Genomic DNA, 25,381 nt, shown 5'->3' with positions numbered 1-25,381 from the left:
CTGCCCGAGAAGGTGNGGGCGGCGGCGGTCAAGGAGGTCGACAAGCTGGAGCGCACGGCCGAGTCCTCGCCCGAGGGCGGCTGGATCCGCACCTGGCTCGACACCGTCCTCGACCTGCCCTGGAACGTCCGCGCCGAGGACTCCTACGACATCACCGCGGCCCGTGCCGTGCTCGACGCCGACCACTCCGGTCTCGACGACGTCAAGGATCGCATCATCGAGCATCTCGCGGTGCGCCGGCGGCGCGCGGACGCCGGTCTCGGGATCGTCGGCGGCCGGCGCGGCGGCGCGGTGCTGGCGCTGGCCGGCCCGCCCGGGGTCGGCAAGACGTCGCTCGGCGAGTCGATCGCGCGGGCCATGGGCCGCTCGTTCGTCCGGGTGGCGCTGGGCGGCGTGCGCGACGAGGCCGAGATCCGCGGCCACCGGCGCACCTACGTCGGGGCGCTGCCCGGCCGCATCGTGCGGGCGATCCGGGAGGCCGGCTCGATGAACCCGGTGGTGCTGCTGGACGAGGTCGACAAGCTCGGCGCGGACTACCGGGGCGACCCGACCGCGGCGCTGCTGGAGGTGCTCGACCCCGAGCAGAACCACACCTTCCGCGACCACTACCTCGAGGTGGAGCTGGACCTGTCCGACGTGCTGTTCCTGGCCACGGCGAACGTGCTGGAGGCCATCCCGGCGCCGCTGCTGGACCGGATGGAGATCATCCGCCTCGACGGCTACACCGAGGACGAGAAGGTCGTCATCGCCCGCGACCACCTGCTGCGCCGCCAGCTCGACCGGGCGGGGCTCGCCGAGGGTGACGTGACCGTCGGCGACGGCGCCCTGCACGCGCTGGCCGGGGAGTACACCCGCGAGGCCGGGGTGCGCGACCTGGAGCGCTCGATCGCCCGGCTGCTGCGCAAGGTCGTCGCCCGGGTGGCGCTCGGCGAGGCCGCCCTGCCGGTCGCGATCGACGCCGGGGATCTGACCGGCTACCTCGGCCGGCCTCGGCACACCCCGGAGTCGGCTGAGCGCACGGCCCTGCCCGGGGTGGCGACGGGCCTGGCGGTCACCGGCGCCGGCGGCGACGTGCTGTTCGTCGAGGCCTCCCTGGCCGACGCGGAGACCGGCGGCGCCGGCATCACGCTGACCGGTCAGCTCGGCGACGTGATGAAGGAGTCGGCGCAGATCGCGCTGTCCTACCTGCGCTCGCACGGGGTGGAGCTGGAGCTGCCCGTCGGCGACCTCGCCGACCGCGGCGTCCACGTGCACGTCCCCGCGGGCGCCGTGCCGAAGGACGGGCCCAGCGCCGGGGTGACGATGACGACGGCGCTCGCGTCGCTGCTGTCCGGCCGGCCGGTCCGGGCGGACGTGGCCATGACCGGCGAGGTGTCGCTGACCGGGCGGGTGCTGCCGATCGGCGGGGTGAAGCAGAAGCTGCTCGCCGCGCACCGGGCCGGCCTGACCACCGTGCTGCTGCCCCAGCGCAACGGGCCGGACCTCGACGACGTGCCCGCCCCGGTGCGTGATGCGCTCACCGTTCACCTGGTGACCGACGTCCGGGAGGTGCTGGACCTGGCGCTGGAGCCCGCGTTCGACGCCGACCACGGCGGCCGGTCGCCGGGGCGCGCCGGGCACTCTCCCACGGCCCTGGCCGCCTGATCACGCTCCTGCGCTCTCCCGCGGTCCGGTCGGTGTCCCCGAACACCGGCCGGACGGCGGGCGGCCGCCGTGAGCTGGGCGGATCGCACAGGCGAGACCGGCATGGCCGGACAAGACCGCATACGGCTTGCAAGCGACACGCCGTGGGCGAGGTAAACACCATGTGACGCCGGGCGCGCAGGACCCCGAACACGGCTACGGTCGGGGCGTGGATAGTGGCCGCTGTCTTCGGCAGGAGCGCATCGCACAGCAGCGCATCCTGGGGCTCAGTCGACAAGGGGTACGCCAACGACCGCGCGACAACCGCGGCCCGGCCCGCCCGCCAAGCAGGCCACCCGGCCGCCGGCGGCGCACCCGCTGACCGCGCCCGCCCCCGCCCGTCCGAGACGAGGGCGCCGGTCCGAGACGAGGGCGCCGGTCAGCACCGCGAACCGGCCCATTAGAGTGACCGGATCCCCCATGGGCGGCGTGGCGGAGGGACCCGGACGACGTGGACGCCCTCAGACGAGGCTGGATCGGCTTGGCGCTGTTCTTCGCGGCGCTGATACTCATGCCGATCCTGGTCTTCGGGTACGACAAGAACCAGCCACCGCGGCACTCGGCGGTCGCCGTCACCGCCACCGATCGTCTCGTCACCGTGGCCCCCTCGCAGCCGGCGACCACGCCGCTCGCCTTCGCCGGCATCCGCCCGGGTGAGCGGATCTTCGGCTTCCGGGCCATCCGGGTGGTGTCGACCCGTTACAGCGGCCCGCTGGAATTCGTGCTCAACGGGCCCATCGCCCCGTTCCGGCTGGATCTGAGCCAGCCGCCCTACATTTTCAACCCCCACGTCGGGGGCTGGAAGACCACCGAGGTACCGGACGGGGAGTACACCCTGACCGCCATCCCGACCCAGGTGGCCAACGATCACATCTCCATAACGTTTACCGTGGGTAACGGGACGGGTGCGACCGGCTGACATCCGCCGCCGTTCGCCCGACCACACCGTCCGCCTCCCGGGGGTGCGCGTGACGTTGCGAGCCGCAGACCCTAGTGTCAACGGGATGGATCGACTGGTGTGGATCGACTGCGAGATGACGGGCCTGGATGCCGCGTCGGATCTGCTGCTGGAAGTGGCCTGCCTGGTTACGGACAGTGAGCTAAACATCCTCGACGAGGGCATCGACCTGGTCATCTCGGCGCCGGACGAGGCGCTCGAGGCGATGGTGCCCGTCGTGCGCGAGATGCACCAGAGCTCCGGCCTGACCGCCGCCGTCCGCGCCTCCACGCTGACCCTGGCGGACGCGCAGGCGCAGGTCCTCGACTACNTCCGCGCCCGCGTGCCGGAGGTACGCAAGGCGCCGCTGTGCGGCAACTCGATCGCCACCGACCGCACCTTCCTCGCCCGCCACATGCCGTCGCTGGACGCCCACCTCCACTACCGCATGATCGACGTCTCGTCGATCAAGGAACTGGCTCGGCGTTGGTACGTGCGGACGTACTACGCGGCGCCCGTCAAGCGGGGCGGCCACCGGGCGCTGGCCGACATCCAGGAGAGCATCGAGGAGCTGCGCTACTACCGGCAGGCGCTGTTCGTGCCGCCGCCCGGCCCCGGCACCGAGCAGGCACGGACGATCGCGGCCGAGGTCCGCGCCCAGACCGACGCCATCCTCGCCGCGCTCCCCGCCGGCACCCTCGCCCCGACGTCGCCGCCCGGCGGCGCCACGGTGGAGAACACCCCGTCGACCGCCCCGGACCGCGCGAACGCAACGTGATGTCCACGTCACCGGCGATCCCCCTGCCCACGAGGCGACCTCGACCGGTACGATGGCTTCGCTCGGTGAGACGCCCAGGCGNCACACTCGGGATCCGTACCGGCAAGGGATTGCCGGCGCGCCCCGATCGGTCGCGCCAGGCGTAGTCATTGATCATGGTGGGTGTAGCTCAGCTGGTAGAGCACCGGGTTGTGGTCCCGGTGGTCGCGGGTTCAAGTCCCGTCACCCACCCCAGGTCAGAGCACATGTTGATCTTTTTTCGGATCGACATGTGCCGCTCCCGGGGCCGGGCGGTCACTCGATGTCGAACAGGCCCTGGCGCACCGCGTACATGACGGCCTCCATCCGCGAGTGCAGCTGAAGCTTGTCCAGGATGTTGCGCACGTGGTTCTTGACCGTGTTCTCGCTGATGAACAGCTTGCGGGCGATCTCCCGGTTCGCGCGGCCCTCCGCGACGAGCTTGAGCACCTCGAGTTCGCGGGCGGTCAGGTGCGGGGCGTTCACGCGGGGACGGTCCTCGGTGCCGCGGGCCATCGTGGCGAACTCGACCATCAGCTTCGACGCCATCGACGGGCTGATCAGGCTCTGCCCGTTGTGCACGGCGCGAACGGCGTCGGCCACCTCGTGCGGCGGGATCGACTTGAGCAGGTNCCCGACGGCACCCGCCTTGATCGCCTCGAACAGATCGGACTCCTCGTCCGACACGGTGAGCATCACGATCCGGGTGCGTGGCACCGCCCGCTTGATCGCCCCGGCCGCGGCGATCCCGTCCCGGCCGGGCATGCGGACGTCCATGAGCACGATGTCCGGCGACGTGCCGGAGGCCAGGGTCAGCGCCTCCAGTCCGTCGCCGGCGCGGCCGACGACGCTGATGTCCTCCTCGATCTCCAGGACCGTCTGCAGGCCCTGCAGAAAAAGCTCATGATCGTCTACAACGAGGACCCGGATCGGTGCGGAGCCCTCGACGGAGTCGGCTTCAGCGGCCGACGGCGGCATGACACTGGCCGTCATCACACATCCGGGAATCAGGATCGAATCGTCCGGGCGACGACGCGGACGCGAACGAAAGATGGTTCGGACACCCTTCCACTCTACGTGATGAAGTACACACCAGAGGTCGTGACAGCGCCCGAGTGACGCCCGCGTCTCCCCCCATTAACGCATCCGACATGCCGGAAATAGTACGCGGTGGACGGTCTCCGCCCACCCGGATCGCCGGCTTCGGCACCGGAACGGCAGCGGTTTCGGCCGGTCAGGGGGTTGGCGCCCGACCCGGCGCCACTGCCGGACACGGGCCCAGGTCGCGCCAAATCGGACGATCCGCGTCCGGTCGCCTAATGAGTGCTTGTCTCGTCAATTGACCGTCCGTCAATCGGTCGGCCCCGATATCTGTGGTCGATCGAATTATCGGATGTGCGATATATGGCACTCGACTGGTGGCGCATCTGGCCGTTGACCGTCAATCTCATGTGTATGGCCGCGACCACCAGCACTCCCCAGCCGCGACTCCACATCAAGCCGGGCACGACCTGGTCCGACGCGTTCGCCCGATGCCACGAGCTCGCCCCGGAGGCGTTCGACGCCGACCGCCTGCGCAACCTGTGGGGCGGCGAGTGGCGCCGCACCGGCGATCCCCTGCACAGCCACTCCCCCGTCGACGGCTCGCCGATCGCCGGGCCGCCCATGCTGGGCCAGGACGAGGCGCAGGAGGCGATCAGGGCCGCCCTCGACGACCACAAGGAGTGGCGCGACGTGGCGCTGGCCGAGCGCAAGGCCCGCGTGCGCGCCGCGGTCGACGCGATGGACGCCCACCGCGAGCTGCTCGCGCTGCTGCTCGTCTGGGAGATCGGCAAGCCCTGGCGCCTCGCCCTCACCGACGTCGACCGCGCCCTCGACGGCGTCCGCTGGTACCTCGACGAGATCGACGGCATGATCGCCGGCCGCAGCCCGCTGCCGGGCCCGGTCAGCAACATCGCGAGCTGGAACTACCCGATGAGCGTGCTCATGCACGCCATGCTGGTCCAGATGCTCGCCGGCAACGGCACGATCGCGAAGACCCCCACCGACGGCGGGGCCGCCTGCCTGACGCTGGCCAGCGCCCTGGCCCGCCGGGAGGGCCTGCCGGTCTCGCTGGTCTCGGGATCGGGTTCGCGGCTGTCCTCGGCGCTGGTGCGTGCCCCGGAGATCGGCTGCCTGGCGTTCGTCGGCGGCCGCTCCGCCGGCGGGCAGGTCGCCGCCGCCCTCGTCGACACCGGAAAGCGCCACTTCCTCGAGCAGGAGGGCCTCAACGCCTGGGGCATCTGGGACTTCTCCCAGTGGGACACCCTCGCCGCCCACCTGCGCAAGGGCTTCGAGTACGGCAAGCAGCGCTGCACCGCCTACCCGCGCTACGTCGTCCAGCGCCAGTTGTTCGACCGCTTCCTCGCGATGTACCTGCCGGTGGTCTCGGGGGTCCGGTTCGGCCATCCGCTGGCCGTCGCCGACGACGCCGACCCGCTGCCCGAGCTGGACTACGGTCCGGTCATCACCGCCGACAAGGCCACGGAACTCGCCGCGAAGATCGACGAGGCGATCACGAAAGGCGGCGTGCCGCTCTACCGCGGCGACATCGCCGACGGCCGGTTCATCCCCGGGCAGGACACCTCCGCCTACGTCCCGCCGGTGGCGATCCTGCACCCGCCCGCCTCCAGCGCGCTGCGCCACGCCGAGCCGTTCGGGCCGGTCGACACGATCGTCGTCGTCGACTCCGAGGCCGAGCTGCTGGCGGCCATGAACGCCTCCAACGGCGCGCTGGTCGCCTCCCTGGCCTGCGACGACGAGTCCTACGCCCGCCGGCTCGCCGGGGAGCTGCAGGCGTTCAAGGTCGGCGTCAACAAGCCGCGTTCGCGCGGCGACCGCGACGAGCCGTTCGGCGGGCGCGGCGCGTCCTGGAAGGGCGCATTCGTCGGCGGCGCCCACCTCGCCCGGGCCGTCACCGTCGGACCCGACCCCGACGAGCGCCTCGTCGGCAACTTCCCCAGCTACTCCCTCTACCCCGAGGTCTGAGGGGCAGCGTCGAAGCGGCCCCCTGGGGCGGACGGTCCTCCGCACGAGTCTCGGTGTCCTACGCTGCACCCTGTGATGAGCTTTACCGGGCAGGGATTCCTCGCCGTCCGGTCCGCCCGAGGGCGGGCCACGGTGCGAGCGGTGGCGGCGCCGTGACGGCCTCGACCACCGCCGCGCGGACCGAGCGGTTCCGCGGGCTGCACCACCCCGGGGCGCCGCTGATCATGCCGAATGCCTGGGACGCGGGGACGGCGCGGGTGCTCGCCGCGGTCGGCTGCCTGGCGGTGGGGACGACGAGCAGCGGGTTCGCCGGCACGCTCGGCCGGCCCGACCGGTCGGTGACCCGCGACGAGGCGCTCGGGCACGCCGCCGCGCTCGCGGCCGCCGTGGAGGTGCCGGTCTCCGCCGATCTGGAGAACGGCTACGGCGCCGAGCCGGCCGACGTCGCGGCGACGGTGCGGGCGGCGGTGGACGCGGGGCTCGCCGGATGCTCGATCGAGGACTTCACCGGCGACCCGCAGGGCTCGATCCACGAGGTTGGTCTGGCCACCGAGCGGATCGCCGCCGCGGTCGAGGCGGCGGCCGGGCGGCTCGTGCTCACCGCCCGCGCCGAGAACCATCTGCACGGCCGGGACGACCTCGCCGACACGATCGACCGGTTGCAGCGCTACCAGCAGGCCGGCGCGGACGTCCTCTACGCCCCGGGGCTGCGTCGCGCGGCGGACATCCGCAGCCTGCTGGCGGAGCTGGACCGGCCGGTCAACGTCCTGCTGATGCCGGGCGGGCCGGGCGTGGCGGAGCTCGCCGAGCTCGGCGCCGCGCGGATCTCGACCGGTGGCGCGCTCGCCTTCGCCGCGTTGGGCGCGCTCGGCCGGTCGGTCCGTGAGCTGCTCGACGGGGCGGCCCCGTCGTTCTGGCCGGACGCCGGGGCGGGACGCGAGCTCGTCCGCGCCTGGTAGAGGCTGGTCAGCGAAGGCCGGTCAGCGGCCCCGCAGGCCGTGCTCGGCGAGGGGGCCGAGGCGCAGGCCGGCGTCCTCGCACCGGGCGGCGATCTCCGGCAGGGCGCCGAGCGCGCTGCGCCAGGCACCGGGCGCCGACGTGCAGTCNCAGTCGTGCAGCAGCACGGTGGCCCCGCCGCGCAGGTCGGGCGCGAGGGTGTCCAGGACGCTGCGCGGGGTCGCCTGCGCCGTCCAGTCCCGACCCCACGCCGACCACAGCACCGGCGTCAGTTCCAGGTCGCGGGCGGCGACGAGCAGTCCGGCGGAGAGGATGCCGTGCGGCGGCCGGACGAAGCGCGGGGTGCGCCCGGTGACCTCGGCGACCAGGTCGCGGGTGCGCACGAGCTGGTCACGGGTCGACCGCGGGCCGCGCAGCAGCATCGGGCGGTGGTCCCAGCCGTGCACGGCGAGCTCGTGACCGGCGGCGACCATCTCCCGGGCCAGACTCGGCGAGCGCTCCAGCAGGCTGCCGAGGACGAAGAACGTCGAGCGGACGTCGAGTTCGGCGAGCACGTCGAGGAACTGCGGGGTCGAGGCGGGGTCGGGCCCGTCGTCGAAGGTGAGCGCGACGTGGTCGTCGGCGCCGACCCCGGCGAGCGTCGGGGTGACCCGCAGCCGCAGTCGGCGCAGGGTCGCCAGCGAGGGCAGGCCGTAGGTGAGGCCCGCCGTGGCACTCAGCGCCACCGCCGTGCGGGCGGCGCGGCGTCCCACGATGGACCCGCGCGTCGTGACGGACCGCGTCATGACGCCAAACTCTGCCACACGTGCCGCCGCGCCCCCAGCGCGCCCCGGCCGGCGGCCCGATATGTCAGGACCGACCGCCGTGCGGGCCGATCGGCATACATTCCTTCCACGCAGACGTGTCGACGGCCACCCGCCGGTGGCGGGCGGTCGTCGCCGCCCCGACCCGCGAAAGGCCCCATGACCCTGGCCCCGACCCTGCAGAAGGGCGCCAACGCACCCGTTCCCGCCGGGGTGCTACGCGTCGCGGTCGGCTGGGCGCCGGGCCGGGTGGTGGACGTCTGCGCCGTCCTCGTCACCGAGCGGGAGCGGGTTCGCTCCGACGCCGACTTCGTGTTCTTCAACGCGCCGAGTCACCCCTCGGGCGCGGTCACCCTGACGGCCGCGGGCCCCGGGACGGCCGGCCTGGTGGTGACGCTGCCCCGGGTGGAGCCGGCGGTGAGCCGGATCGTGATCGCCGGATCCCTCGACTCGGGGACCTTCGCCGACCTCGCCGACCTCGCCGTCGAGCTGACCGACCGAGCGGGCCGGCCGGTGGCCCGGTTCGTCGCGGAACCCGACGGGCCGGTCACCGCGCTGGTATTCGGGGAGCTCTACCGCCGGGCGGGTGGCTGGCGGTTCCGCGCCGTCGCCCAGGGCTGGGACAGCGGCCTCGCCGGCCTGGCCCGCGGCTTCGGCATCAACGTCCGCGCCGACATCCCCACCGACGACCCCGACGGCGACGCCCCGACCAGCACTCACCCGACCAGCGCCCACCCGACCAGCGCCGACGTCACCAGCAGCGGTCCGGCCAGTGACGATGCGGCCGGTCACGAGCCGACCGGTCACGAGCCGACCGGTGTGGAGCCCACCCGGGTGCTGCCCGAGGTCGACGCGGATACCCGCTCAGCCAGCGAGGCCGGGGTCGGCGCCGAGGACGCTGTCACTGCCGGGGAGGAACGCGAGGCCCGCACCGACGAAGAGGCCGCGGCGCAGGCCGAGGTGCCGCGAAGCCGCTCGCCGCGTCCGGCGCGGCGGATCCGGGCGGACTGGTATCCCGATCCGGTGCGCCCGGACCACATGCGCTGGTGGGACGGGGACCGCTGGCAGGGTCCGCCCACGCCGATCCTCACGGAGTCGGACACGAGCTGCGGACGGTGCGGCGCCCGCAAGCGGTGGCGGCTGCTCGGCGGCCCGCCGGCCTGCGAGGAGTGTGCGCAGGCGATCCGGGCGTACCTGTGGGACTGGCGGGCCCGCGTGGTGTCGTCGCTGACGCGGGACGACCCGACCGGCGCCGACCTCGAACCGCTGTGGGCCGACCTGCGCTACCAGCGAATTCCGGAGTCGGCGGGCTGGGAGATCGTCCAGGCGGTCGGGCAGGCACACCTGGAACGGCTGACGGCGTTCGCGTTCACCGACGGGGTGATCGAGCCGGACGAGGTCGACCGCATCGAGGCGGCCGCCACGCGCCTGCACCTGGCCGGCCCAGAGCTCGACGCCCTGCGCCAACGCCTCGCCCGAGGCCTGGAGCTGACCCGGATCGGCGCCGGCGAGCTGCCCCGGCTGCCCGCGGGTTCCCTGCACCTCGACCTCGACGAGATCGTGCACCTCGACGCGCCGGCCACCCTGGTCCAGCAGGCCGCGGCCGGCCCCCGCCACGCCCCGGGTCGGCTGCTCGCCACCAACCGCAAGCTGCGCTTCCTCGGTGAGACCGGGCGGGGCGCCGAACTCGGCCTGTCGAAGATCGTCGAGGTGGAGGCGCGGGGCGGGTGCGTCGACATCGCCGCTACCACCACCCGTGGCTCGGGCAGCTACCTCGTGGACGACCCGCAGTACGTCGCCGCGGTGCTGGCCGGGATCCTGCGGGTCGCCCGACGGCAGGTCATCGCGCCGGGCAGCCGGGCGAGCCGGGCGATCCCGCAGGCGGTGAAGGCGGAGGTGTGGCGGCGCGACGGCGGGGTGTGCGTCGAGTGCGGGGGCGGCGAACACCTGGAGTTCGACCACGTGATCCCGTTCAGCCGCGGCGGCGCGTCCAGCGTCAACAACCTGCAGCTGCTGTGTCGGCGGTGTAACCGTTCCAAGGGCGCGCGGATCTGACGGCGGACGGCGGCGAGCAGGACGCGGCGGACGGCCGCACCCAGCTGACGGCTGACGAGGAATCGGGCGACTCGCCGGGAATGGCGGTTGCATCCCGAGGGAAGGTTCGGTGAACGGATCCATGGCACAGGCGGGAGATGCGTCCACGGTGGGGGCGAACGACGTGGTGACGAACGACGTGGTGACGAGCGACGCGGTGGCGAGCGACGTGACAGCGGAAAGTGATGGGAGGGCCACGGCACCGGGCGTGTTACCGGTTTCGGCTGCCCCGCCGGCGCCGCGGACCCTGCCGTCGCAGCCGACGCCGGCTGCCCCGCCGGCCCCCGAGCCGGACGGTGGGACGGCCGCCGTCGGGTCGGACGGCACGGCGGTGCTCGCCGTCTGGTTCCTGACCACCGAGGAGCGCGGGAATCCGAGCACCGACCTCGACCGGCGCCATCCCGACGGCCGGCCGTGGACCACCGGCAACCTCGTCGTGCCGCTCGTGCACGGCCGGGACTACTTCACCCGCCTGCTGGAGACCGTCGAGGGACTCGGCGACGGCGACCTGCTGCTGTTCACCGACTGGCGCGGGGACCTCGACCAGCGCCTGGACGGCGCCGGCTCCGAGGTCGGCGAGGTGCTGGGCCGGGCGGCCCGGCGCGGGGTGGCGGTCCGCGGCCTGATGTGGCGGTCCCACCTGGAGCTGCTGTCGTTCAGCTCGAAACCGAACCGGCTGCTCGCTGAGCAGCTCACCAGCTCCGGGGCTCGGGTCGTGCTGGATCAGCGGGTGCGCCGCGGCGGCTCCCACCACCAGAAGCTGGTCGTCGCGCGTCCCGCCGGCGATCCGGCGGCCGGTGTGGCCTTCGCCGGCGGGATCGACCTGTGCTACAACCGGCGCGACGACGCGGCCCACGCGGGCGACCCGCAGAGCCAGCCGATGGCCGCCCCGTACGGCGACGCCCCGCCCTGGCACGACATCCAGGTGGAGGTGCGCGGCCCGGCCGTCGGCGATCTGGAGCACACCTTCCGCGAGCGGTGGGACGACCCGTCGAGCCTGGACAACCCGAACCCGCTGCGGCGGCTGTTCTACCGGATCCGCCCGGTGGCGACCCGGACCGACGAGCTGCCGCCCCAGCAGCCCGATCCGCCGGCGGCCGGCCCGCACAACGTCCAGATCCTGCGGACCTACCCCCGCAAGCTGCGCCCGGCGTACCCGTTCGCCCGCGCGGNCGAACGCTCGATCGCCCGCGCCTACCAGAAGGTGCTCCGCCGCGCCCGCCGGCTGATCTACCTGGAGGACCAGTACATGTGGTCCGCCGAGGTCGCCCGGCTGTTCGCCGACGCGCTGCGCCGCTCCCCGGAGCTTCATCTGATCATCGTGGTGCCGCGTCATCCCACCCAGGGCGGGCGGTTCTCGCTGCCACCGAACCTGGTCGGCCGGGAGCAGGCGCTGGAGCTGTGCCGGGCGGCGGGCGGCGACCGGGTCGGGGTGTACGACGTCGAGAACCACGCCGGCACCCCCGTGTACGTGCATGCCAAGGCGGTGACGGTCGACGACGTGTGGGCCTCGGTGGGGTCGGACAACCTCAACCGCNGGTCGTGGACGCACGACAGCGAGCTGGCCGTCGCGACGATCGATGACACGCTGGACCCGCGCGAGCCGCGCGACCCGGCCGGTCTGGGCGACGGCGCCCGGGTGTTCGCCCGGGACCTGCGGCTGCGGCTGTGGCGCGAGCACCTCGACTGGGCGGGCCCGGACGACGAGCTGCTCGACCCGGAGACCGGCTTCGCGGCGTTCCGTGCCCGCGCCGAGGACCTGGCCGCCTGGCATGCCGGCGGGCGGGTCGGGGATCGGCCGCCGGGGCGGGTCCGTCCGCACCGCCCGGCCCGGCTGAGCCGGTTGCGCCGGGCCTGGTCAGCTCCGCTCTACCACTCGATCTACGACCCCGACGGCCGGCCGCACCGGTTGCGCGCCGCAGGCGAGTGGTGACGGCCACCGGCGCCTCCCGGGGCCCGACCGCAGCCCACGCCACCCACGTGCCACCCAGAGCACACCCAACGGGTCGGTAGATGTGCGGGTAGCACCTCGACCGCACCGACCGGTAGGCACCATGGAGGGATGCCGGTCGATGCCCGCCCGGCATGGGTTGTGCGCCTGCCGCCCGGGGCTGGTTGGCATCGGGGCGGACGGACGTCGGGCCGGCGGGCGTCGGGCGGGCGGGCGTCGGGCGGGCGAGCGTCGGGCGGGCGAGCGATGCCGGGAGAGCGCCGCGGGTGGGGCGCGTCGAGGAAGGGCGCAGCGTGCGGATCGGACGGCTGGGCCCGATCGGCTGGTTGTTCGTGGTCGCGGTCGTGCTCGTGACGGGAGCGGTGGCCGTCAACCGCACCTCGCACGACCACCCGCGGGTGGCGATGTGGGGCGACTCGTTGGCCTGGGAGGCGGGTGCGTCGTTCAGCCGGACGGTGCGCGCCGACGGTCACAGCCAGGTCCTGGTGCGCACCTGGGGTGGCACCGCCGCCTGCGACTGGCTGACCGACATCCACGACCAGGCCCGACGCTGGCGGCCGACCGTGGCCGCGCTGGCCTTCTCCGGTAACCAGGGCACGGCGTGCATGCAGGGACGTGACCTGGTGACCGCCTACCGGGAGGACGTCACCCGGGCGGTCGAGCTGCTGACCGGCCGGGGCGCCGAGGTCGTCCTCGTCGACGCCCCGCCCCGGCGCGACCAGCCGGTCGACGCCGCCGGGCTCACCCCGCTGGACCGGGTGTGGCGGCAGATCGCCGCGACCCACCAGCACACCCGCGTCGCCCCCGCCGGCCGGGCGATCACCGCCGGCGGACGCTTCACCACGACGCTGCCGTGCATCGCCGGGGAGACCTGCGGCCCCGGCGGGATGGTCACGGTACGCAGCCCGGACGGCACCCACTTCTGCCCGTTGGTCCAGCCGCCGATGACCGCCTGCCCGGTGCCCTCCCCCGGCGCGGTCCGCTACGGCACCGCGATCGCCCGTGCGACCCTCGACCGGCCCGCCGGCACCGGTGGCAGCGGCAGCAGCGGCACCGGCGACGACGAGCAGCGGGTGGCCGGCGCGCCAGGCGGGCACCCATCGCGGTCCTAGCCGGTCCGTCAGCCACGCCGGTCCGTCAGCCACGCCGGTCCGTCAGCGGCCGCTGGCCAGCGCCCCCGCGCGGGCACGGAATCGACCAGGTCAGGACGCCTCACCGAGCGATTCCCACCCGCCTCGTGATGCCGAGTAGTCAAATGTCGACTCTGACCGGCAACCCCATGACTCCAGCCACTACCGCCTGTCCCCAGCAGGATTCCCGGCCAGATTGCGGCCAGATCGTGCCGAGGCTTCGGTACGGTTTTTCGGCCAGAAACCGGCATTACACCTCGGCACGATTCCGTGCACAACTCATTACAGAAAGATACGAAGGGCGTGGCGGCCGGTAGGGGCGCAGAACCGCAAGGCGATCCCTGCCAGCCAACCCCCTTGGCCGCTGACCGCTGACGGCTCAGGGCGTCCAGCAGCTCAGGGCGTCCAGCAGCTCAGGGCATCCAGCGGCTCAGGCGACCCGGCGGCCGGTCGTGGCCATCCGCCGCCCGGTCACCGAGCGTCGGTGCACGCCCAGGTCGTCGCGCCACGACAGGTAGGTGCGGTCGGACATGCCGATGACGGACAGCCTGTCGGCCAGGTCGGCGGCGAGCGCCTCGACCTCCTGCGGGTGGTAGACCCGCACGGCGAGACCATGCTGGTCGACGGAGGTGATCCCCGCCCGGTCCCCCAGGCTGGCGTCGAGCTGATCGGCGAGCTCGTCCGGGCCCGCGATCCCGCGGGGCAGCTCCGGCCATGCGACGTCAACGACCAGACCGTACGTGGTCATGAGTCCCCTCCTCCGATGGACGTCGCCGTCCCGGCCGCATCGGCGGGACCGGCAGGGTAACCGGCGGACATTCGTCCATCCCTGCAGAGAACATCCCCACCGGCGGGGGATCGAATCATGACATTACGGAATGGTCCGCCATTCCGGACTCCGTCGGCGCCTCGCCGATCTGGCGGCCAGCCCCCGACGGCCCGGCGTCGGGCGGTGCGGCGTCGGCGGTGAAGGCCGCCCACAGGCGGGCGTAGGGGCCGCCGGCGTGGAGGAGCTCGGCGTGCGTCCCCTGCTCGGCGACGCGGCCGTCGGCCATCACCACCACCCGGTCGGCGCGGGCGGCGGTGGTGAGCCGGTGGGCGATGACGATCGTGGTCCGCCGGGTGGTGACCGCCTCGGCGGCGGCGGTGACCGCCGCCTCGGTGGCGAGGTCCAGGGCGGNGGTCGCCTCGTCGAACAGCAGGATGTCGGGGTCGGCGAGCTCGGCGCGGGCGAGCGCCAGGAGCTGGCGCTGCCCGGCGGACAGTCCACGCCCCCGCTCGCCGACGGGATGGTCGTAGCCGTCGGGCAGGGTGTCGATGAAAGTGTCGGCGCCGACCGCGCGGGCCGCGGCCCGCACCTCGTCGTCGGCGGCGTCGGGCCGGGCGTAGGCGATGGCGTCGCGGATCGTGCCGGAGAACACGAACGGCTCCTGCGGGACGACACCGAGCCGGCGGCGGTAGGCCGACAGGTCGAACTCACGCAGGTCGACGCCGTCGATCCGGATCGCCCCGCCGGTGACGTCGTAGTACCGGGCGATGAGCTTGACCACGGTGGACTTGCCCGCGCCCGTCTCACCGACGAACGCGACGGTCTCGCCGGGGGCGATGCGCAGGCTCACCCCGTCGACGGCGTTCCCCGCCGGGCGCTGCGTGCCGGCCGCACCGGCCGCACCCGCCGCGCCACCAGCGCCCCCGGTGCCCGCCGCGCCACCGGCGATGGTGTAGGCGAAGTGGACGTCGTCCAGCACCACCTCGCCGGACAGGCGGCCGACCGGGCGGGGGTGCTCGGCCGGNGGCGTCGACGTCGGGGTGCGCAGCAGGTCGGACAGCCGGCGCAGGCCGACCATCGCCTGCTGGTAGCCGTCGAACACCTGGGAAAGCTGCTGCACCGGTGAGAAGAACAGGTTGACGTACAGCAGAAAGGCGAGCAACGCACCCGCCGAAAGCGATCCGTGCACGGNGAGATGCGCGCCGATGCCCAGCACGAGGGCGCCCGCGATCCGGGAGAGGAACTCCACGAAGGGGAAGTACAGGGCGATCATCCGTTGTGCCCGCATCCGCGAACGTCGGTAGGAGTCGGCGAGCCCGCGGAACCGCTCCTGGTTGACCCGCTCCCGTCCGAACGCCTGCGCGACGCGCAGCCCCGTCAGGTTCTCCTGCAGGGAGGCGTTGACGGCGCTGACCCGCTCCCGGGACTCGGTGTAGGCGGCCGACGAGCGGCGCCGGAACACCACCGTCACCGCGATCAGCACCGGCAGCACGGCGATGACCACGAGGGCGAGCTGGGCGTCGAGCAGCAGCAGCGCGATCAGCACGCCGAAGAAGGACAGCAGGCTGACGATCGCGGTGACCAGGCCGGTCTGCAGGAACGTCGACAGGGCGTCGACGTCGGTCGTCATCCGGGTCATGATCCGCCCGGCCAGTTCGCGCTCGTAGTAGTCGAGCCCGAGTCGCTGCAACTGCGCGAACGTCTTGACCCGCAGCACGTAGAGCAGCCGCTCGCCCATTCGGCCGGTGACCCGGGTCTGCCAGATCTGGACGAGCCAGTCGGCGAGGGTGACGGCGAGCGCGACGCCCGCGGTGGCGAACAGAACACCGCGCGCCTGCGCGCTCACGCCCGCGTCGACCGCGTGGCGCACCAGCGCCGGCACGGTGAGGCCGGCGACGGCGTCGAGGGCGACCAGCAGCAGCCCCACCACGAGCGGGACGCGCACCCAGGACAGCAGCCGGCGCAGCGTGAAGTCCGGGTCGGGCGCCGCGGCGGCGGCCTGGTCGACCCGCGGGTCGTCGCGGGCCGGCGGCAGGGCGTCGACCCTGGCGAGCAGCTCCGGCGTCGCCGGCACGTCCCCGAACGCCCCGCCCCCGCTGAGCACCCGTCCCGATCGTCCCCCGCCGAACCCGCGTCCCCCCGGAACGGAGCCGAACCCACGCCCCGACGGCGCCGCCCCGAAGCCCGAGCCCGACGGCGCCGCGCCGAACGCCCGGCCGGACGGCGGCCTGCCGGTGTCTTCCGTCACCACCAAGCCGGGCGGCTGGACGAGCTGCTCTTCCTGGTCTTCCTCGGCGTCCTCGGCGAGGGTGTCGCCGGGGCCGGCGAGCAGGCGGCGGAACAGCGGGCTGCGGGCGGCCAGCTCGTCCTCGGTGNCGACGTCGACGATCCGGCCGGCGTCGAGTACCGCGATCCGGTCGGCGAGGTGCAGGGTGGAGCGGCGATGCGCGATGAGCAGGGTGGTCCGTCCGCGCATGACCTCGCGCAGCGTGGCGTGGATCGCGGCCTCGATGCGGGCGTCGATCGCGGAGGTGGCGTCGTCGAGCAGCAGCACCCGCGGGTCGGACAGCAGGGCGCGGGCGAGCGCGACCCGCTGGCGCTGCCCGCCGGAGAGGGTCAGGCCCTGCTCGCCGACGACGGTGTCGTAGCCGTTCGGCAGGTCGCGGATGAAGCCGTCGGCCTGCGCCGCCTGCGCCGCGGCGACGATCTGGTCGTCGGTGGCGTCCGGCCGGCCGTAGGAGATGTTCGACCGAACCGTGTCGGAGAACAGGAAGCTGTCCTCGAACACCACCCCGATCTGGGCGCGCAGCGAGGCCAGCGTCAGCGTGCGGACGTCGTGGCCGTCGAGGCGGACCGTGCCGGCCTGCGGGTCGTAGAAGCGGGGCAGGAGCTGGGAGATCGTCGACTTGCCGGAGCCGGAGGTGCCGACGAGGGCCACCGTCTCGCCCGGGGAGATGCGCAGGCTGATGTCGCGCAGCACCGGCCGCGACGGCTGGTAGCCGAAGGTCACCCCGTCCAGCTCGATCAGCCCGCGGGCGGTGTCGAGGACGGTGGCGTCCGGCGCGTCGGTGATCGCCGGGTGGGAGTCGATGATCTCGAAGATGCGCACCGTGCTGGCCTTGGCCTGCTGGCCGACGGTGAGCAGGCCGGCCAGCGTGCGGGTCGGGCCGATGAGTGCCCCGAGGTAGGTGCTGAAGGCGAGGAAGGTACCGAGGGTGATCCGGTCGGTCAGCGCCAGCCAGCCGCCGAGCGCCAGCACGGCGACCTGCCCGAGCGCGGGCACGGCCTGCATCGCCGCACCGAACCGGCTGGTGATCCTCACGGCCCNCATCCGCAGCGCGAACAGCGTCCGGGCATGCCCGGCGAGCCGGTCGAGCTCCCGGTCCTCCTGCCCGAAGCCCTTCACCACCCGGACGCCCGCGACCGCCTCCTCGACGGCCCCCGCGACCTCGCCGGCCTGCTGCTGGGCCGCCCAGGTGGCGGGGAAGACGGTCCTGCGCGCCCGGAAGCCGAGCAGGAACAGCGCCGGCCCCATGGCGAGGGCGATGAGGGTCAGCAGCGGCGACAGCCACGCCATCGCGACCAGGGAGGCGACGAACAGCACCAGGTTGCCGGCGACCATCGGCAGGTACGACAGCAGTCCCTGGATGGCGCCGACGTCCGAGATCGCCCGGCTGACCACCTGACCGGTCTGGACCTGGTCCTGCCGGGCCCCGTCGAGCCGCTCGATGGTGCTGAAAACCTCGTCACGCAGATCGTACTGGACGTCGAGCGACAGCCGGCCGCCCACGTACCGCCGCACGAACGCGGTGGCGAAAATGGCCACACCGGCGGCGAGCAGGACGACCAGGTACGGCGTCAGCGAGTGCCGGTGGGTGACGACGACGTTGTCGATGACCTGCCGCTCGACCAGCGGGACGGCGGCGGTGACGAGCGTGCCGAGCAGCGCCGCGCCGAACGCGAGGATGACGTTGCGGCGGTAGACCATGACCTGCCGCCCGAGCCGCCGCAGCCAGCGATCCGGCTGGTCACGCTGCGGTGCGTCCGCTCGGGCCGGCCTCTCGCCCGCCGCCGGGCCACGGCTCGTCGCCGTGCTGTCTCTCACCGCAGGGCTCTCGCTCGCCGGCGCGATCTCGCTCGCCGCCGGGGTCTCGGCTGTCGGCGGCGGGTCCGTCGTTGCGGCGGGGCGGCGGCCCTGGTGCGGAAGCTCCGATCCGCCCGGTTGAGGCGGATCGGCAGCGGGATGCGCGGAGCGAGACGGCCCACCGGCGAGGCGAGGCGTCTCGGCTGAGGATGGTTCGGGGCTCGCGGTGGACCTCCAGGTCAGCAGGTTCCGACGGATCCGGCCGTGCGCGGGCGGGGCGCGGGCGCCAGCATCGGACGCGCGGGCCGCGGGCGGCACGGGGACGCCACGGAACGCATCGACGTCAACCTCCAGCCCTGCCCGACCGTACGCCGCACGGCACCCGGTCGCGGTCAGCTATGTCTATCAGCGAAACATCCCTGGAACCCGGTTGATGCCCGGACCGCTCCGGGCCCGGACCACACCCTGCCCCGGATCCGCCCGTCCACCCCGCCCCCACCGGGGCCGTCGCCGCCCTCCGCCCGAGCGCCTCGGCCCGCAGGTCCGACCCCCCCCCGACCACACCCCCGCGACGCCTGGTAGAGTTCTCCATGTCGACGCGGCAACCGCAGGGGAACGCGAAGGCAACGCGCCGTTAGCTCAATTGGCAGAGCAGCGGACTCTTAATCCGCGGGTTCGGGGTTCAAGTCCCTGACGGCGCACCCNCTCCCACCAGGTCATATGACTTTCGGTGATGTATTTAGAGTGATCTCTGTACCCAAGTTTGTACCCTAGCTCTTCGCGCCTCGGTGACAGAGACGGCAGACGCCCCGGGCCGCTGCGCGAGGTACACAGCCATCCGGGGCGCCCCTGGCTCCTTGGGTGCAGCGTCAGCCCGCCAGTTCCTCGCCGTCGTCCTCGTCGGGTTCGTCGTCGTCNCTGTGCGTCGGCTCGCCGAAGATCCGGTCAAGTCGGTCGACCGCGTCGCGCTGCGTCTCGGGCATCACGTGGGTGTACGTGTTCATGGTGAGCTGGATCGTGGAGTGCCCGAGCAGCTCCATCACCGTCCGGGCCGGCACCCCCTCGGCGAAGAGCATCGACGCGAACGCATGGCGAAGGTCATGCAGCCGAAGCCACGGCAGATCGGCCTGACGGCGCAGGACCTCGAACCGCCGGTTGACGTTGCGCGGCTCCAGGGGCGTGNCGACCGACGAGGTGAACACCAGGCCGGTTTCCGTCCACGCGTCGCCGAGCCCCGTCCGTTCCGCGGTCTGCGTGGCGCGGTGTCGCCGCAGGATCGTCACCAGCCGGGGCGGGATCGGCAGCTTCCGGTGTGAACGGTCCGTCTTCGCCGGGACGAACCGCAACGAGCCGTCCACCCGTTGCAGCGTCTGCCGGACCTGGAGCGTGGCGCCGCCCAGGTCCACGTCCGTCCAGCGAAGGCCGAGAATTTCACCGCGCCGGAGCNCGAGCATCAGACCGCAGGCGAAGACCGCTTCGAGCCGTTCACCGCGGAGGACCTCGACGAGCCGGCGTGCCTCTTCCGGCCGCAGCGCGCGCACCTCACGATGGGGCACGGGGGGCGCCTTGACCGCCTTCGCCACGTTGCGCGCGACCAGGTCGAGCCGTTCGGCTTCCGCCAGGGAGTTGCGGATCAGGCTGTGCACGTGCCGGACACTTCCCGCGGACAGGCCGGCCTTCCTCGCCGTGCTGACGAGCCGCCGCACGTCCAGCGGCGTGAGCTTGTCGAGCTGGACACGACCGATCACCGGAATGATGTGCGTGTTGATCAGCCAGCGGTAGGCGCGGAGCGTCGAGGCCCGCGTTCCGTCCCCTTCCTTGATTTCCAGCCACTCCCCCAGCCAGACCGCCGTCGTCCGGCGCTCGGCGGTGACGTTGACGCCGAGTTCCGCCGCGCGCTTGACCTTGTCGAGCTTCTGCCGGCATTCCTTCTCGGTCTTGGCGTAGACCGTCTTCCGGACGCGTTTACCGCCCTCCCAGCCGAGATCCAGGCGACCGACCCACATGCCATCGCTGGACCGCTGAAACAAGGCGCCCTCGCCCTGCGAGCGTCGCCGCTTCTGCCGGTCGTCTCCACCGGCGGACCGCGCGGCCATCAGGCCACGTCCAGCGGGTTGCCGCCCGGCCATTCGACCGCGTCGCACCAAGGGCAGCCGTAGGAGCTGTCTTCCATGTCGCACGCGAACTTGGTCTCTCCGTCGGCCTGTGGGTAGGTGCGTCCCTGGCCGCGGGCGGCCCGGTCGAGGTGGTCGGTCAGCGCCTGAACGAGAGCAATTCTGGGCGCCGCCGGGGGGTGGGTGGGCATGGTGAGCACAGCTCCTTGCCGGAAGAAGAACGGGAACAGGTGCGCGGGCCGCGGGTGGGATTGCCCGGTGCCGGTGGGGTTCCGGTTCTCTGGCGCAGGAATGGTCTGCCGGGGCGCCGGCCGCATCCAGGGCGCTGCGCGTCGCTGCGCGATCGGCCTGCGGCCGACCCTGGACCCGTCCGACACCCCGACAGCTTCAGGCGCCACCAGAGAACGGAAGAAAAATGGGTGGGGCGACAGGTCCCGCTACGGGCGGGTGACGCTTGCCGCCGCCGGACCCGCCGTGGGGCTCCCGCCGGTCGGGGTGGTTGCCGGACGTTCGGGGACCGGTCGGAAGATCAGGGTGGCGTCGACGTCGCCGTAGTGTTCGGTGAAGAAGGCGTCCGGCGGCAGGGTGGCGAGCAGGGCGACCAGGTCGCCGATGTCCGCGCCGGGGCGAATGGTCAGTTCGTGGTCGCCGTTGTGGTCGACCCGGGCGAGGAGCATCGGGTGGTCGTCGCCGGGGGTGCGCCATGCGCCGTGCGCGTCGGACGAGAAGATGGGCACAGGTCTCTCTCCTTGTTAAGGCCAAGGGGTGGGGCTCAGGTCCCGGTCGGGTGTTCCAGCACCCGCCGGGACCGTCTTTTGGTTTGCCGAGAAGTCGCGCTCGCCCCTGGTGGTCCGCGGGCCGGGGCGTAGGGGCGTTTGCCGGTCATGCGGCGTGTCCCTCGCCGCGCAGCCGGGCGACGAAGGTGACCAGCGCGGCCGAGGGGATGCGCCGCGACCGGCCGATGCGCACGGATTCGATGTCGCCGGAGTTCATGAGTTCGTAGATGGTGCTGCGGCTGACGCCGAGGAGTTCCGCGGCCTCGGTAGGAGTGAGCAGGAGCTTGGTCACGGGTCCTCTCCGTGGATGTCCAGGGGGTGGGGTTCAGGCGGCATCGGGCAGCGGTGGGCCGGTTGCCGGAAGCAGGCCCCCGCCGGCCGCAGCACGAGCGGCGTCGAGTTGGGCCCGCCAGGCGTGGCGTTGCGCGACGGCGTGCAACAGGAGGTGTTCGCGGCGGGGTGCGGCAGGGTCGCCGGGGCGCAGGAGCTGCCAGGCGGTGCGATTCGCGGCAGGGTCGCCGGCCGGTCCGTCGCCGGTGTGGCCGAAGGCTTCGAGTTGCTGGCGGATGAACGCGACCCGGTCGTGCCGGTGGTCGGTAAGGGTTTTGCCGGACCAGCGCCGCGAGACCAGGACGCGCCGGCCGCCGAAGCCGAGGGTTTCCCGCCGGTGGACCTTGCCCTTGCACCGTCCCGGGACGAGACCGGGTCGGGCGTTGCGGGGTTGGATGCCGTAGCGCAGCCAGTTCGCGCAGGTCGGGGAGCAGGGTTCGTGGCGCAGGGCGTCGGCGAGCCGGTCGACGTGGCGTCGTTGCGGGTCGCTGGCGATGTCGTGGCAGGCGTCGAGGCTTTTGGTCAGGTACTTGGTCAGGTAGCCGATCATCCGGCCGGTGGTGGCCGTGTTCGCGGTCACCCCGTCGGCGCGGAGTTGGGGGCCGAAGCGGACGACGTGGGCGGGTTCGTCGTCCTCGCCGATGCCGTCGAGTGCGTCATCCCAGGACAGCAGCGGCGCCCCGGTGTCGGGGTCGACGTAGCCGCCGGCGGTGTCGTCCCAGGCGGGTAGCCGGTGGTCGTCGTAGACCGGCCGGTCGGTCGACGGCCACCAGACCTGGTGATAGGTCGCCGCTGCCACCAGGCGCAGCATCGCCCGGGGCACGGTGCCGCGGATCGCCGCGTGCAGATGCGGCGCAAGGCGCTTCTGTGGTTCAAGGGCGGCGAAGTACTGGACATCCCAGCCGACCGCGCGGCGCAGGTTCTGCCAGAACCGATCGATCAGCTTCGGGAAGTGGATCGCGTCCCGCGCCNCCCGCCGGTAGTCGTACGACGCCGGGTCGACCGGGGTTCCGTCCTTGTGCACGTGGCCGTAGCTGTCGCAGGTCAGGGTGAGGAACATCGACGGCCGCCACACCGTCCCGTCCGCCGCCTCGAAGGTCTGCCCGACGGTGCGCCGGTCGACGGGGAGCCGGGGCAGGTCGGGGNCATCCTGACGCCTCTTCGTCGAGCGGACACGGCGCGGCCGGTCCCGGTTGTCCGGGGCAGCCTTGCCACGCACACCGAGCGCGGCCAGTTCGTCGTCGACCTGGCCGATCAGCTCGTCGATCTCCCCAGCCTGCTCGGTGTCGCCGGCCGCCAGGACGTCGGCGCGGGCCGCTTCGAGGTCCGCGCGCAGGGTCGCCAGGGCTTTGGCGTCGCCGGTCGGCGGGTCGGGGTCGGGGACCGGTTCGTCGTCGAGGTGCCAGCCGGTCTTGCACTGCGCCATCCGCAGCCGACGCGCTTTCTCCGCACACGGAGGACATTTCGATGCCAACGTGGCGCCGCAGGGGACAGGGATGATCTGTGTTTCGCCGGTGTCCAGGTTGGTGCGGCGCATCGGCATCGGCCGGATACACACCCCGTTTTCCACCGCGACGGCTTCGACGACGTGGCGGGCCAGCGGCATCCGCATGCGGGCGGCCCGGGAACCCGGACGCTCACCGCCCCCAGGGGAAGGGACGGGAGCGGCCGGGTCAGGTCCGAGGGATAGCGCGGTCACGCGGCATCGTNGAGCCGGTCGAGGGGATCGGGGGCATCGTCGGGGTCGTGGCCGCTGAAGGCGTCGAGATCAGGCACCCAGCCGCCGGCCGCCGCCGGTCGGTAAGTGTGCACGGTGCGGGTGATCTCGTCGTCGTCGATGAGCGCGGCCCGGACCCGGATGGGGTCGGGGTTGCCGTCGTGCAGGACGTAGCCGACCCCGGGCAGGGACAGCGGGATCTCCTCGGCGCGGGCGCCCCGGTCCCGGGCACCAGAACCAAGGACGAGGTCGGCCTGGTCGGGTTCGGTCATCCGCAGCGCCACCCGCACCGGGAACAGATCCCGGAACGGCAGCACCTCCTTACGCGGGTCCTGCACCGCGGCCAGGACCACCACCCCGGGCGCCCGGCCCTGCGACAGCAGCAGCGGCAACGCCGCCCCGATCCGCTTCTTCAGCTCCCGGTCGGTCACGTACGCGGTCAGCGAGGCGATCTCGTCGACCACCAGAACGATCAGCGGCTCTGTGGTCGTCGGAGTGTGTAGCCGGGTCACACCGGACAGCCGGGCGGTCCGGTCCTGCATCACGGTCACGGCGTCGTCGAGGAGAGCGGCGATGGTGTCCGTGGTGGTGGCAAACCGGGTGAACATCGCCCGGCCGAAGGCCAGTTCCATCCCGNCCTTCGGGTCGCACACCCACAGCTCCACCAGCCCCGCCCGTACCGCCGGGCCGAGGCCCCGCAACGCCGACCACAGCACCGAGCCCTTACCCGCGCCGGTGGCACCGGCGACGAGGACATGCGTCCCACGCACGGGCAGCGTCCAGGGCGATCCGTCCTCGCAGCGGCCCACGGGAATGGCGGACAGTCCGGCGACGAGCCGGGCGTAAGCGGCGTGGACGGGTCCGCGGTCCGGGTCGACGCCGGCCGCGTCAGGGTCGGCATCGCCCGGACCGCTGCTCATCCCGTCGAGCCGGGCCGGGGTGACAGGACGGGCGAGGGTGTCACGGTGGTGGAAGTGCAGCCGGACGAAGCGGAATGTCTCGGCCTGCACCTGGCAGCGCCGGGCCCGGAAGATGTGCCGCAGCGCCTCGCCCTGCTCCGCCCACTGCTCGGGGGTCTGACCGGGCAGCAGTTCCACCCGCAGCACGTCCACAGCCCGAGTGGAACGGATCGTGCGGATANGCGGGAAGTACTCGTCGAAGGTCACCTGATCGGCGTTCGAGGTCGGCATGCGGATGGCAAGGTCGGTGTGGACCATCGCCGCTCGCCAGCGCCACCGGTAGACGAACNCCAGCCGCGTCCGGCCCCACAGCCAGCGGCCCAGCCAGGAGCACGACCGCGGGTGCAGCCGCGCCCAAACCAGCACCACCACGACCAGCCCGCCGGCCAGCGCGGCGAGACCGAGCAGTCCGAACCGGTGGACGAACAGCAGCAGCCNGACCACGACCGTGACCGCGACCCGGTGCCGGAAGCNCCAGCGGACCGCCAGCCACAGGCCCTTGCCCGCGACGGCCAGCAGCAGCATCCACAACGGCACCCGCACCTTGTCCGCACGGGTCGGAATGCGCGGCGCCGGCCGGTCACCCCTGATTCTGGACATGACAAATACCACCTGATTTCGAGCGCACGAAACGACAGGAGAGAAGGGAAGGAAGCAAGGAAGCGCGGCAGGCGGGCCTGAATTATGGGAACCCTCTGGGCCGCCGGCCGGAAAAGAGAGTGGTAGTGCTATGCGGCGCGTTTCTCCGTCGCCGGGTCTGCTGATTCCTCCGCCTCGAACTGGNGGGTCTCGCAGGCGTTGAGGTAGTCGTTCACTCCGGCCAGCAGCGCATAAGCGAAGTTGATCTGATCGGTGTTCGGGGTGTCCTGCTTCGCCGAGACGACCAGCGACATCCCAGCGGCATCGACGGCCAGGATCGGCCCGCGGTCCGGGTAGGTGTGGCAGGTCACCCGCCAGTCCCCGCCAACGGACAGGCCCACCGACAGGTACGACGGCGTCCGCTCTCCGCCGCTCATGCCGCGACCGCCGACGCGCGCCGGCCTGACTGGCCCACGGCCACCATCGCCGCCGCCCGAAACGCGAANCCCTGCCGCGGACGNGACCCGTTGGTGTCCACCCACGGCGTCACCGTCAAACCCTCGAACACCACCGGCCGAAACGGCGTCCCCGGCATCACCTCCGGCGGAACCGGCTGCACCTCACCNGTGATCTTCACCTTCACCTCGGCCTGCCGGGCCGCCGGGTCCGCGTCCA

The 25,381-nt window shown here is 72.9% G+C and carries 16 protein-coding genes, 2 tRNA genes and 18 pseudogenes; 13 read left to right on the top strand and 23 right to left on the bottom strand.

The window, feature by feature from the left end; genetic code table 11:
• Nucleotides 1-16: 16 nt before the first annotated feature.
• The 5 genes and pseudogenes from lon to FF86_RS22485 form a co-directional block, all read left to right on the top strand.
• On the top strand, nucleotides 17-1,644 hold a 1,628-nt coding region (gene lon, locus FF86_RS55025; RefSeq protein ID WP_242419295.1), incomplete at its 5' end, for an endopeptidase La.
• 490 nt (nucleotides 1,645-2,134) lie between these two features.
• A complete protein-coding gene (locus FF86_RS22495; protein WP_044886728.1) occupies nucleotides 2,135-2,602 on the top strand; it encodes a hypothetical protein in 468 nt (155 codons plus the stop codon).
• A gap of 85 nt (nucleotides 2,603-2,687) precedes the next feature.
• A pseudogene (gene orn, locus FF86_RS55020) lies at nucleotides 2,688-2,951 on the top strand (oligoribonuclease); the annotation flags it as partial.
• 1 nt (nucleotide 2,952) lies between these two features.
• The coding region (gene orn / locus FF86_RS55015) for an oligoribonuclease (protein WP_242419294.1) at nucleotides 2,953-3,398 on the top strand (446 nt) is incomplete at its 5' end.
• A 158-nt stretch (nucleotides 3,399-3,556) separates the two neighbouring features.
• Nucleotides 3,557-3,632, top strand: a tRNA-His gene (locus FF86_RS22485).
• Between the two features lie 60 nt (nucleotides 3,633-3,692).
• On the opposite strand, the pseudogene FF86_RS55010 reads toward FF86_RS22485, so the two are convergent.
• Nucleotides 3,693-4,048, bottom strand: a pseudogene (locus FF86_RS55010) (response regulator transcription factor); the annotation flags it as partial.
• Nucleotide 4,049: 1 nt separating this feature from the next.
• On the bottom strand, nucleotides 4,050-4,409 hold a 360-nt coding region (locus FF86_RS55005; protein WP_242419293.1), incomplete at its 3' end, for a response regulator transcription factor.
• Between the two features lie 462 nt (nucleotides 4,410-4,871).
• Here FF86_RS55005 and FF86_RS22475 point away from each other — a divergent pair.
• Nucleotides 4,872-6,443: an aldehyde dehydrogenase family protein gene (locus FF86_RS22475; protein ID WP_044886763.1), complete on the top strand. Its 1,572-nt coding sequence runs from the start codon at nucleotides 4,872-4,874 to the stop codon at nucleotides 6,441-6,443.
• A 152-nt stretch (nucleotides 6,444-6,595) separates the two neighbouring features.
• Complete coding sequence (locus tag FF86_RS22470; protein WP_044886730.1) at nucleotides 6,596-7,402, top strand: isocitrate lyase/phosphoenolpyruvate mutase family protein; 807 nt, start codon at nucleotides 6,596-6,598, stop codon at nucleotides 7,400-7,402.
• Between the two features lie 21 nt (nucleotides 7,403-7,423).
• On the opposite strand, the pseudogene FF86_RS55000 reads toward FF86_RS22470, so the two are convergent.
• Both FF86_RS55000 and FF86_RS22465 read right to left on the bottom strand, forming a co-directional pair.
• Nucleotides 7,424-7,549, bottom strand: a pseudogene (locus FF86_RS55000) (polysaccharide deacetylase family protein); the annotation flags it as partial.
• A gap of 1 nt (nucleotide 7,550) precedes the next feature.
• Nucleotides 7,551-8,185: polysaccharide deacetylase family protein (locus FF86_RS22465; RefSeq protein WP_242419292.1), on the bottom strand; the 635-nt coding region annotated here is incomplete at its 3' end.
• Between the two features lie 177 nt (nucleotides 8,186-8,362).
• Here FF86_RS22465 and FF86_RS22460 point away from each other — a divergent pair.
• From FF86_RS22460 to FF86_RS22450, 5 genes and pseudogenes are all read left to right on the top strand, one after another.
• Nucleotides 8,363-10,258, top strand: coding sequence for a TerD family protein (locus tag FF86_RS22460; RefSeq protein WP_044886732.1), 1,896 nt, complete (start codon nucleotides 8,363-8,365; stop codon nucleotides 10,256-10,258).
• A gap of 121 nt (nucleotides 10,259-10,379) precedes the next feature.
• Nucleotides 10,380-11,469, top strand: a pseudogene (locus tag FF86_RS67735) (phospholipase); the annotation flags it as partial.
• A gap of 1 nt (nucleotide 11,470) precedes the next feature.
• Nucleotides 11,471-11,834, top strand: a pseudogene (locus tag FF86_RS67730) (phospholipase); the annotation flags it as partial.
• Between the two features lies 1 nt (nucleotide 11,835).
• A pseudogene (locus tag FF86_RS67725) lies at nucleotides 11,836-12,230 on the top strand (phospholipase); the annotation flags it as partial.
• Nucleotides 12,231-12,541: 311 nt separating this feature from the next.
• On the top strand, nucleotides 12,542-13,360 hold the full coding sequence (locus FF86_RS22450; protein WP_082122087.1) for a hypothetical protein: 819 nt from the start codon (nucleotides 12,542-12,544) through the stop codon (nucleotides 13,358-13,360).
• Between the two features lie 448 nt (nucleotides 13,361-13,808).
• Here FF86_RS22450 and FF86_RS22445 read toward each other — a convergent pair whose 3' ends face one another.
• The 7 genes and pseudogenes from FF86_RS22445 to FF86_RS54975 form a co-directional block, all read right to left on the bottom strand.
• Nucleotides 13,809-14,126: a hypothetical protein gene (locus tag FF86_RS22445; RefSeq protein ID WP_044886733.1), complete on the bottom strand. Its 318-nt coding sequence runs from the start codon at nucleotides 14,124-14,126 to the stop codon at nucleotides 13,809-13,811.
• A gap of 115 nt (nucleotides 14,127-14,241) precedes the next feature.
• A pseudogene (locus FF86_RS67720) lies at nucleotides 14,242-14,558 on the bottom strand (hypothetical protein); the annotation flags it as partial.
• A gap of 1 nt (nucleotide 14,559) precedes the next feature.
• A pseudogene (locus FF86_RS54995) lies at nucleotides 14,560-15,171 on the bottom strand (ATP-binding cassette domain-containing protein); the annotation flags it as partial.
• 1 nt (nucleotide 15,172) lies between these two features.
• Nucleotides 15,173-15,338, bottom strand: a pseudogene (locus FF86_RS54990) (hypothetical protein); the annotation flags it as partial.
• Nucleotide 15,339: 1 nt separating this feature from the next.
• A pseudogene (locus FF86_RS67715) lies at nucleotides 15,340-16,522 on the bottom strand (ABC transporter ATP-binding protein); the annotation flags it as partial.
• Nucleotide 16,523: 1 nt separating this feature from the next.
• Nucleotides 16,524-17,474: pseudogene (locus tag FF86_RS54980) on the bottom strand (ABC transporter ATP-binding protein); the annotation flags it as partial.
• A 1-nt stretch (nucleotide 17,475) separates the two neighbouring features.
• The coding region (locus tag FF86_RS54975) for an ABC transporter ATP-binding protein (RefSeq protein ID WP_396230013.1) at nucleotides 17,476-18,135 on the bottom strand (660 nt) is incomplete at its 3' end.
• A gap of 724 nt (nucleotides 18,136-18,859) precedes the next feature.
• On the opposite strand from FF86_RS54975, the gene FF86_RS22430 reads away from it, so the two are divergent.
• A tRNA-Lys gene (locus FF86_RS22430) sits at nucleotides 18,860-18,932 on the top strand.
• A gap of 217 nt (nucleotides 18,933-19,149) precedes the next feature.
• Here the strand turns inward: FF86_RS22430 and FF86_RS54970 are convergent.
• The 12 genes and pseudogenes from FF86_RS54970 to FF86_RS54925 form a co-directional block, all read right to left on the bottom strand.
• A pseudogene (locus tag FF86_RS54970) lies at nucleotides 19,150-19,413 on the bottom strand (tyrosine-type recombinase/integrase); the annotation flags it as partial.
• 1 nt (nucleotide 19,414) lies between these two features.
• Nucleotides 19,415-19,677, bottom strand: a pseudogene (locus FF86_RS54965) (site-specific integrase); the annotation flags it as partial.
• Nucleotide 19,678: 1 nt separating this feature from the next.
• Nucleotides 19,679-20,237, bottom strand: a 559-nt coding sequence (xerC, locus tag FF86_RS54960; RefSeq protein WP_242419299.1) for a tyrosine recombinase XerC, incomplete at its 3' end; no start/stop codon positions are given.
• Between the two features lie 89 nt (nucleotides 20,238-20,326).
• Nucleotides 20,327-20,536 (bottom strand): hypothetical protein, encoded by a 210-nt coding sequence (locus tag FF86_RS22420; RefSeq protein WP_044886766.1) that lies wholly within the window; start codon nucleotides 20,534-20,536, stop codon nucleotides 20,327-20,329.
• Between the two features lie 246 nt (nucleotides 20,537-20,782).
• Nucleotides 20,783-21,082, bottom strand: a complete 300-nt coding sequence (locus FF86_RS22415; RefSeq protein WP_044886737.1) for a hypothetical protein — start codon at nucleotides 21,080-21,082, stop codon at nucleotides 20,783-20,785.
• Between the two features lie 145 nt (nucleotides 21,083-21,227).
• Complete coding sequence (locus tag FF86_RS22410) at nucleotides 21,228-21,413, bottom strand: helix-turn-helix domain-containing protein (protein ID WP_044886738.1); 186 nt, start codon at nucleotides 21,411-21,413, stop codon at nucleotides 21,228-21,230.
• A gap of 33 nt (nucleotides 21,414-21,446) precedes the next feature.
• Nucleotides 21,447-22,422: pseudogene (locus tag FF86_RS54955) on the bottom strand (replication initiator); the annotation flags it as partial.
• Between the two features lies 1 nt (nucleotide 22,423).
• Nucleotides 22,424-22,596: pseudogene (locus FF86_RS54950) on the bottom strand (replication initiation protein); the annotation flags it as partial.
• Between the two features lies 1 nt (nucleotide 22,597).
• Nucleotides 22,598-23,150 (bottom strand): replication initiator (locus FF86_RS54945; RefSeq protein ID WP_396230008.1); only part of this gene is annotated, 553 nt, incomplete at its 3' end.
• An 11-nt stretch (nucleotides 23,151-23,161) separates the two neighbouring features.
• Nucleotides 23,162-23,804 (bottom strand): annotated as a pseudogene (locus FF86_RS54940) (cell division protein FtsK); the annotation flags it as partial.
• Nucleotide 23,805: 1 nt separating this feature from the next.
• A pseudogene (locus FF86_RS54935) lies at nucleotides 23,806-24,308 on the bottom strand (cell division protein FtsK); the annotation flags it as partial.
• 919 nt (nucleotides 24,309-25,227) lie between these two features.
• Nucleotides 25,228-25,331, bottom strand: a pseudogene (locus FF86_RS54925) (plasmid replication, integration and excision activator); the annotation flags it as partial.
• Nucleotides 25,332-25,381: the final 50 nt, after the last annotated feature.

The sequence above is a fragment of the Frankia sp. CpI1-P genome, assembly GCF_001421075.1.
Taxonomy (GTDB): Bacteria; Actinomycetota; Actinomycetes; order Frankiales; family Frankiaceae; genus Frankia; species Frankia torreyi.
This window is presented reverse-complemented; position numbering and strand designations above follow the sequence as displayed.

Excerpts from the sequence above, each read along its gene's own strand:
- FF86_RS22475 (WP_044886763.1), top strand. The coding sequence starts at position 4,872 with ATGGCCGCGACCACCAGCACTCCCCAGCCGCGACTCCACATCAAGCCG.
- FF86_RS22445 (WP_044886733.1), bottom strand. The coding sequence starts at position 14,126 with ATGACCACGTACGGTCTGGTCGTTGACGTCGCATGGCCGGAGCTGCCC.
- FF86_RS22420 (WP_044886766.1), bottom strand. The coding sequence starts at position 20,536 with ATGCCCACCCACCCCCCGGCGGCGCCCAGAATTGCTCTCGTTCAGGCG.
- FF86_RS22460 (WP_044886732.1), top strand. The coding sequence starts at position 8,363 with ATGACCCTGGCCCCGACCCTGCAGAAGGGCGCCAACGCACCCGTTCCC.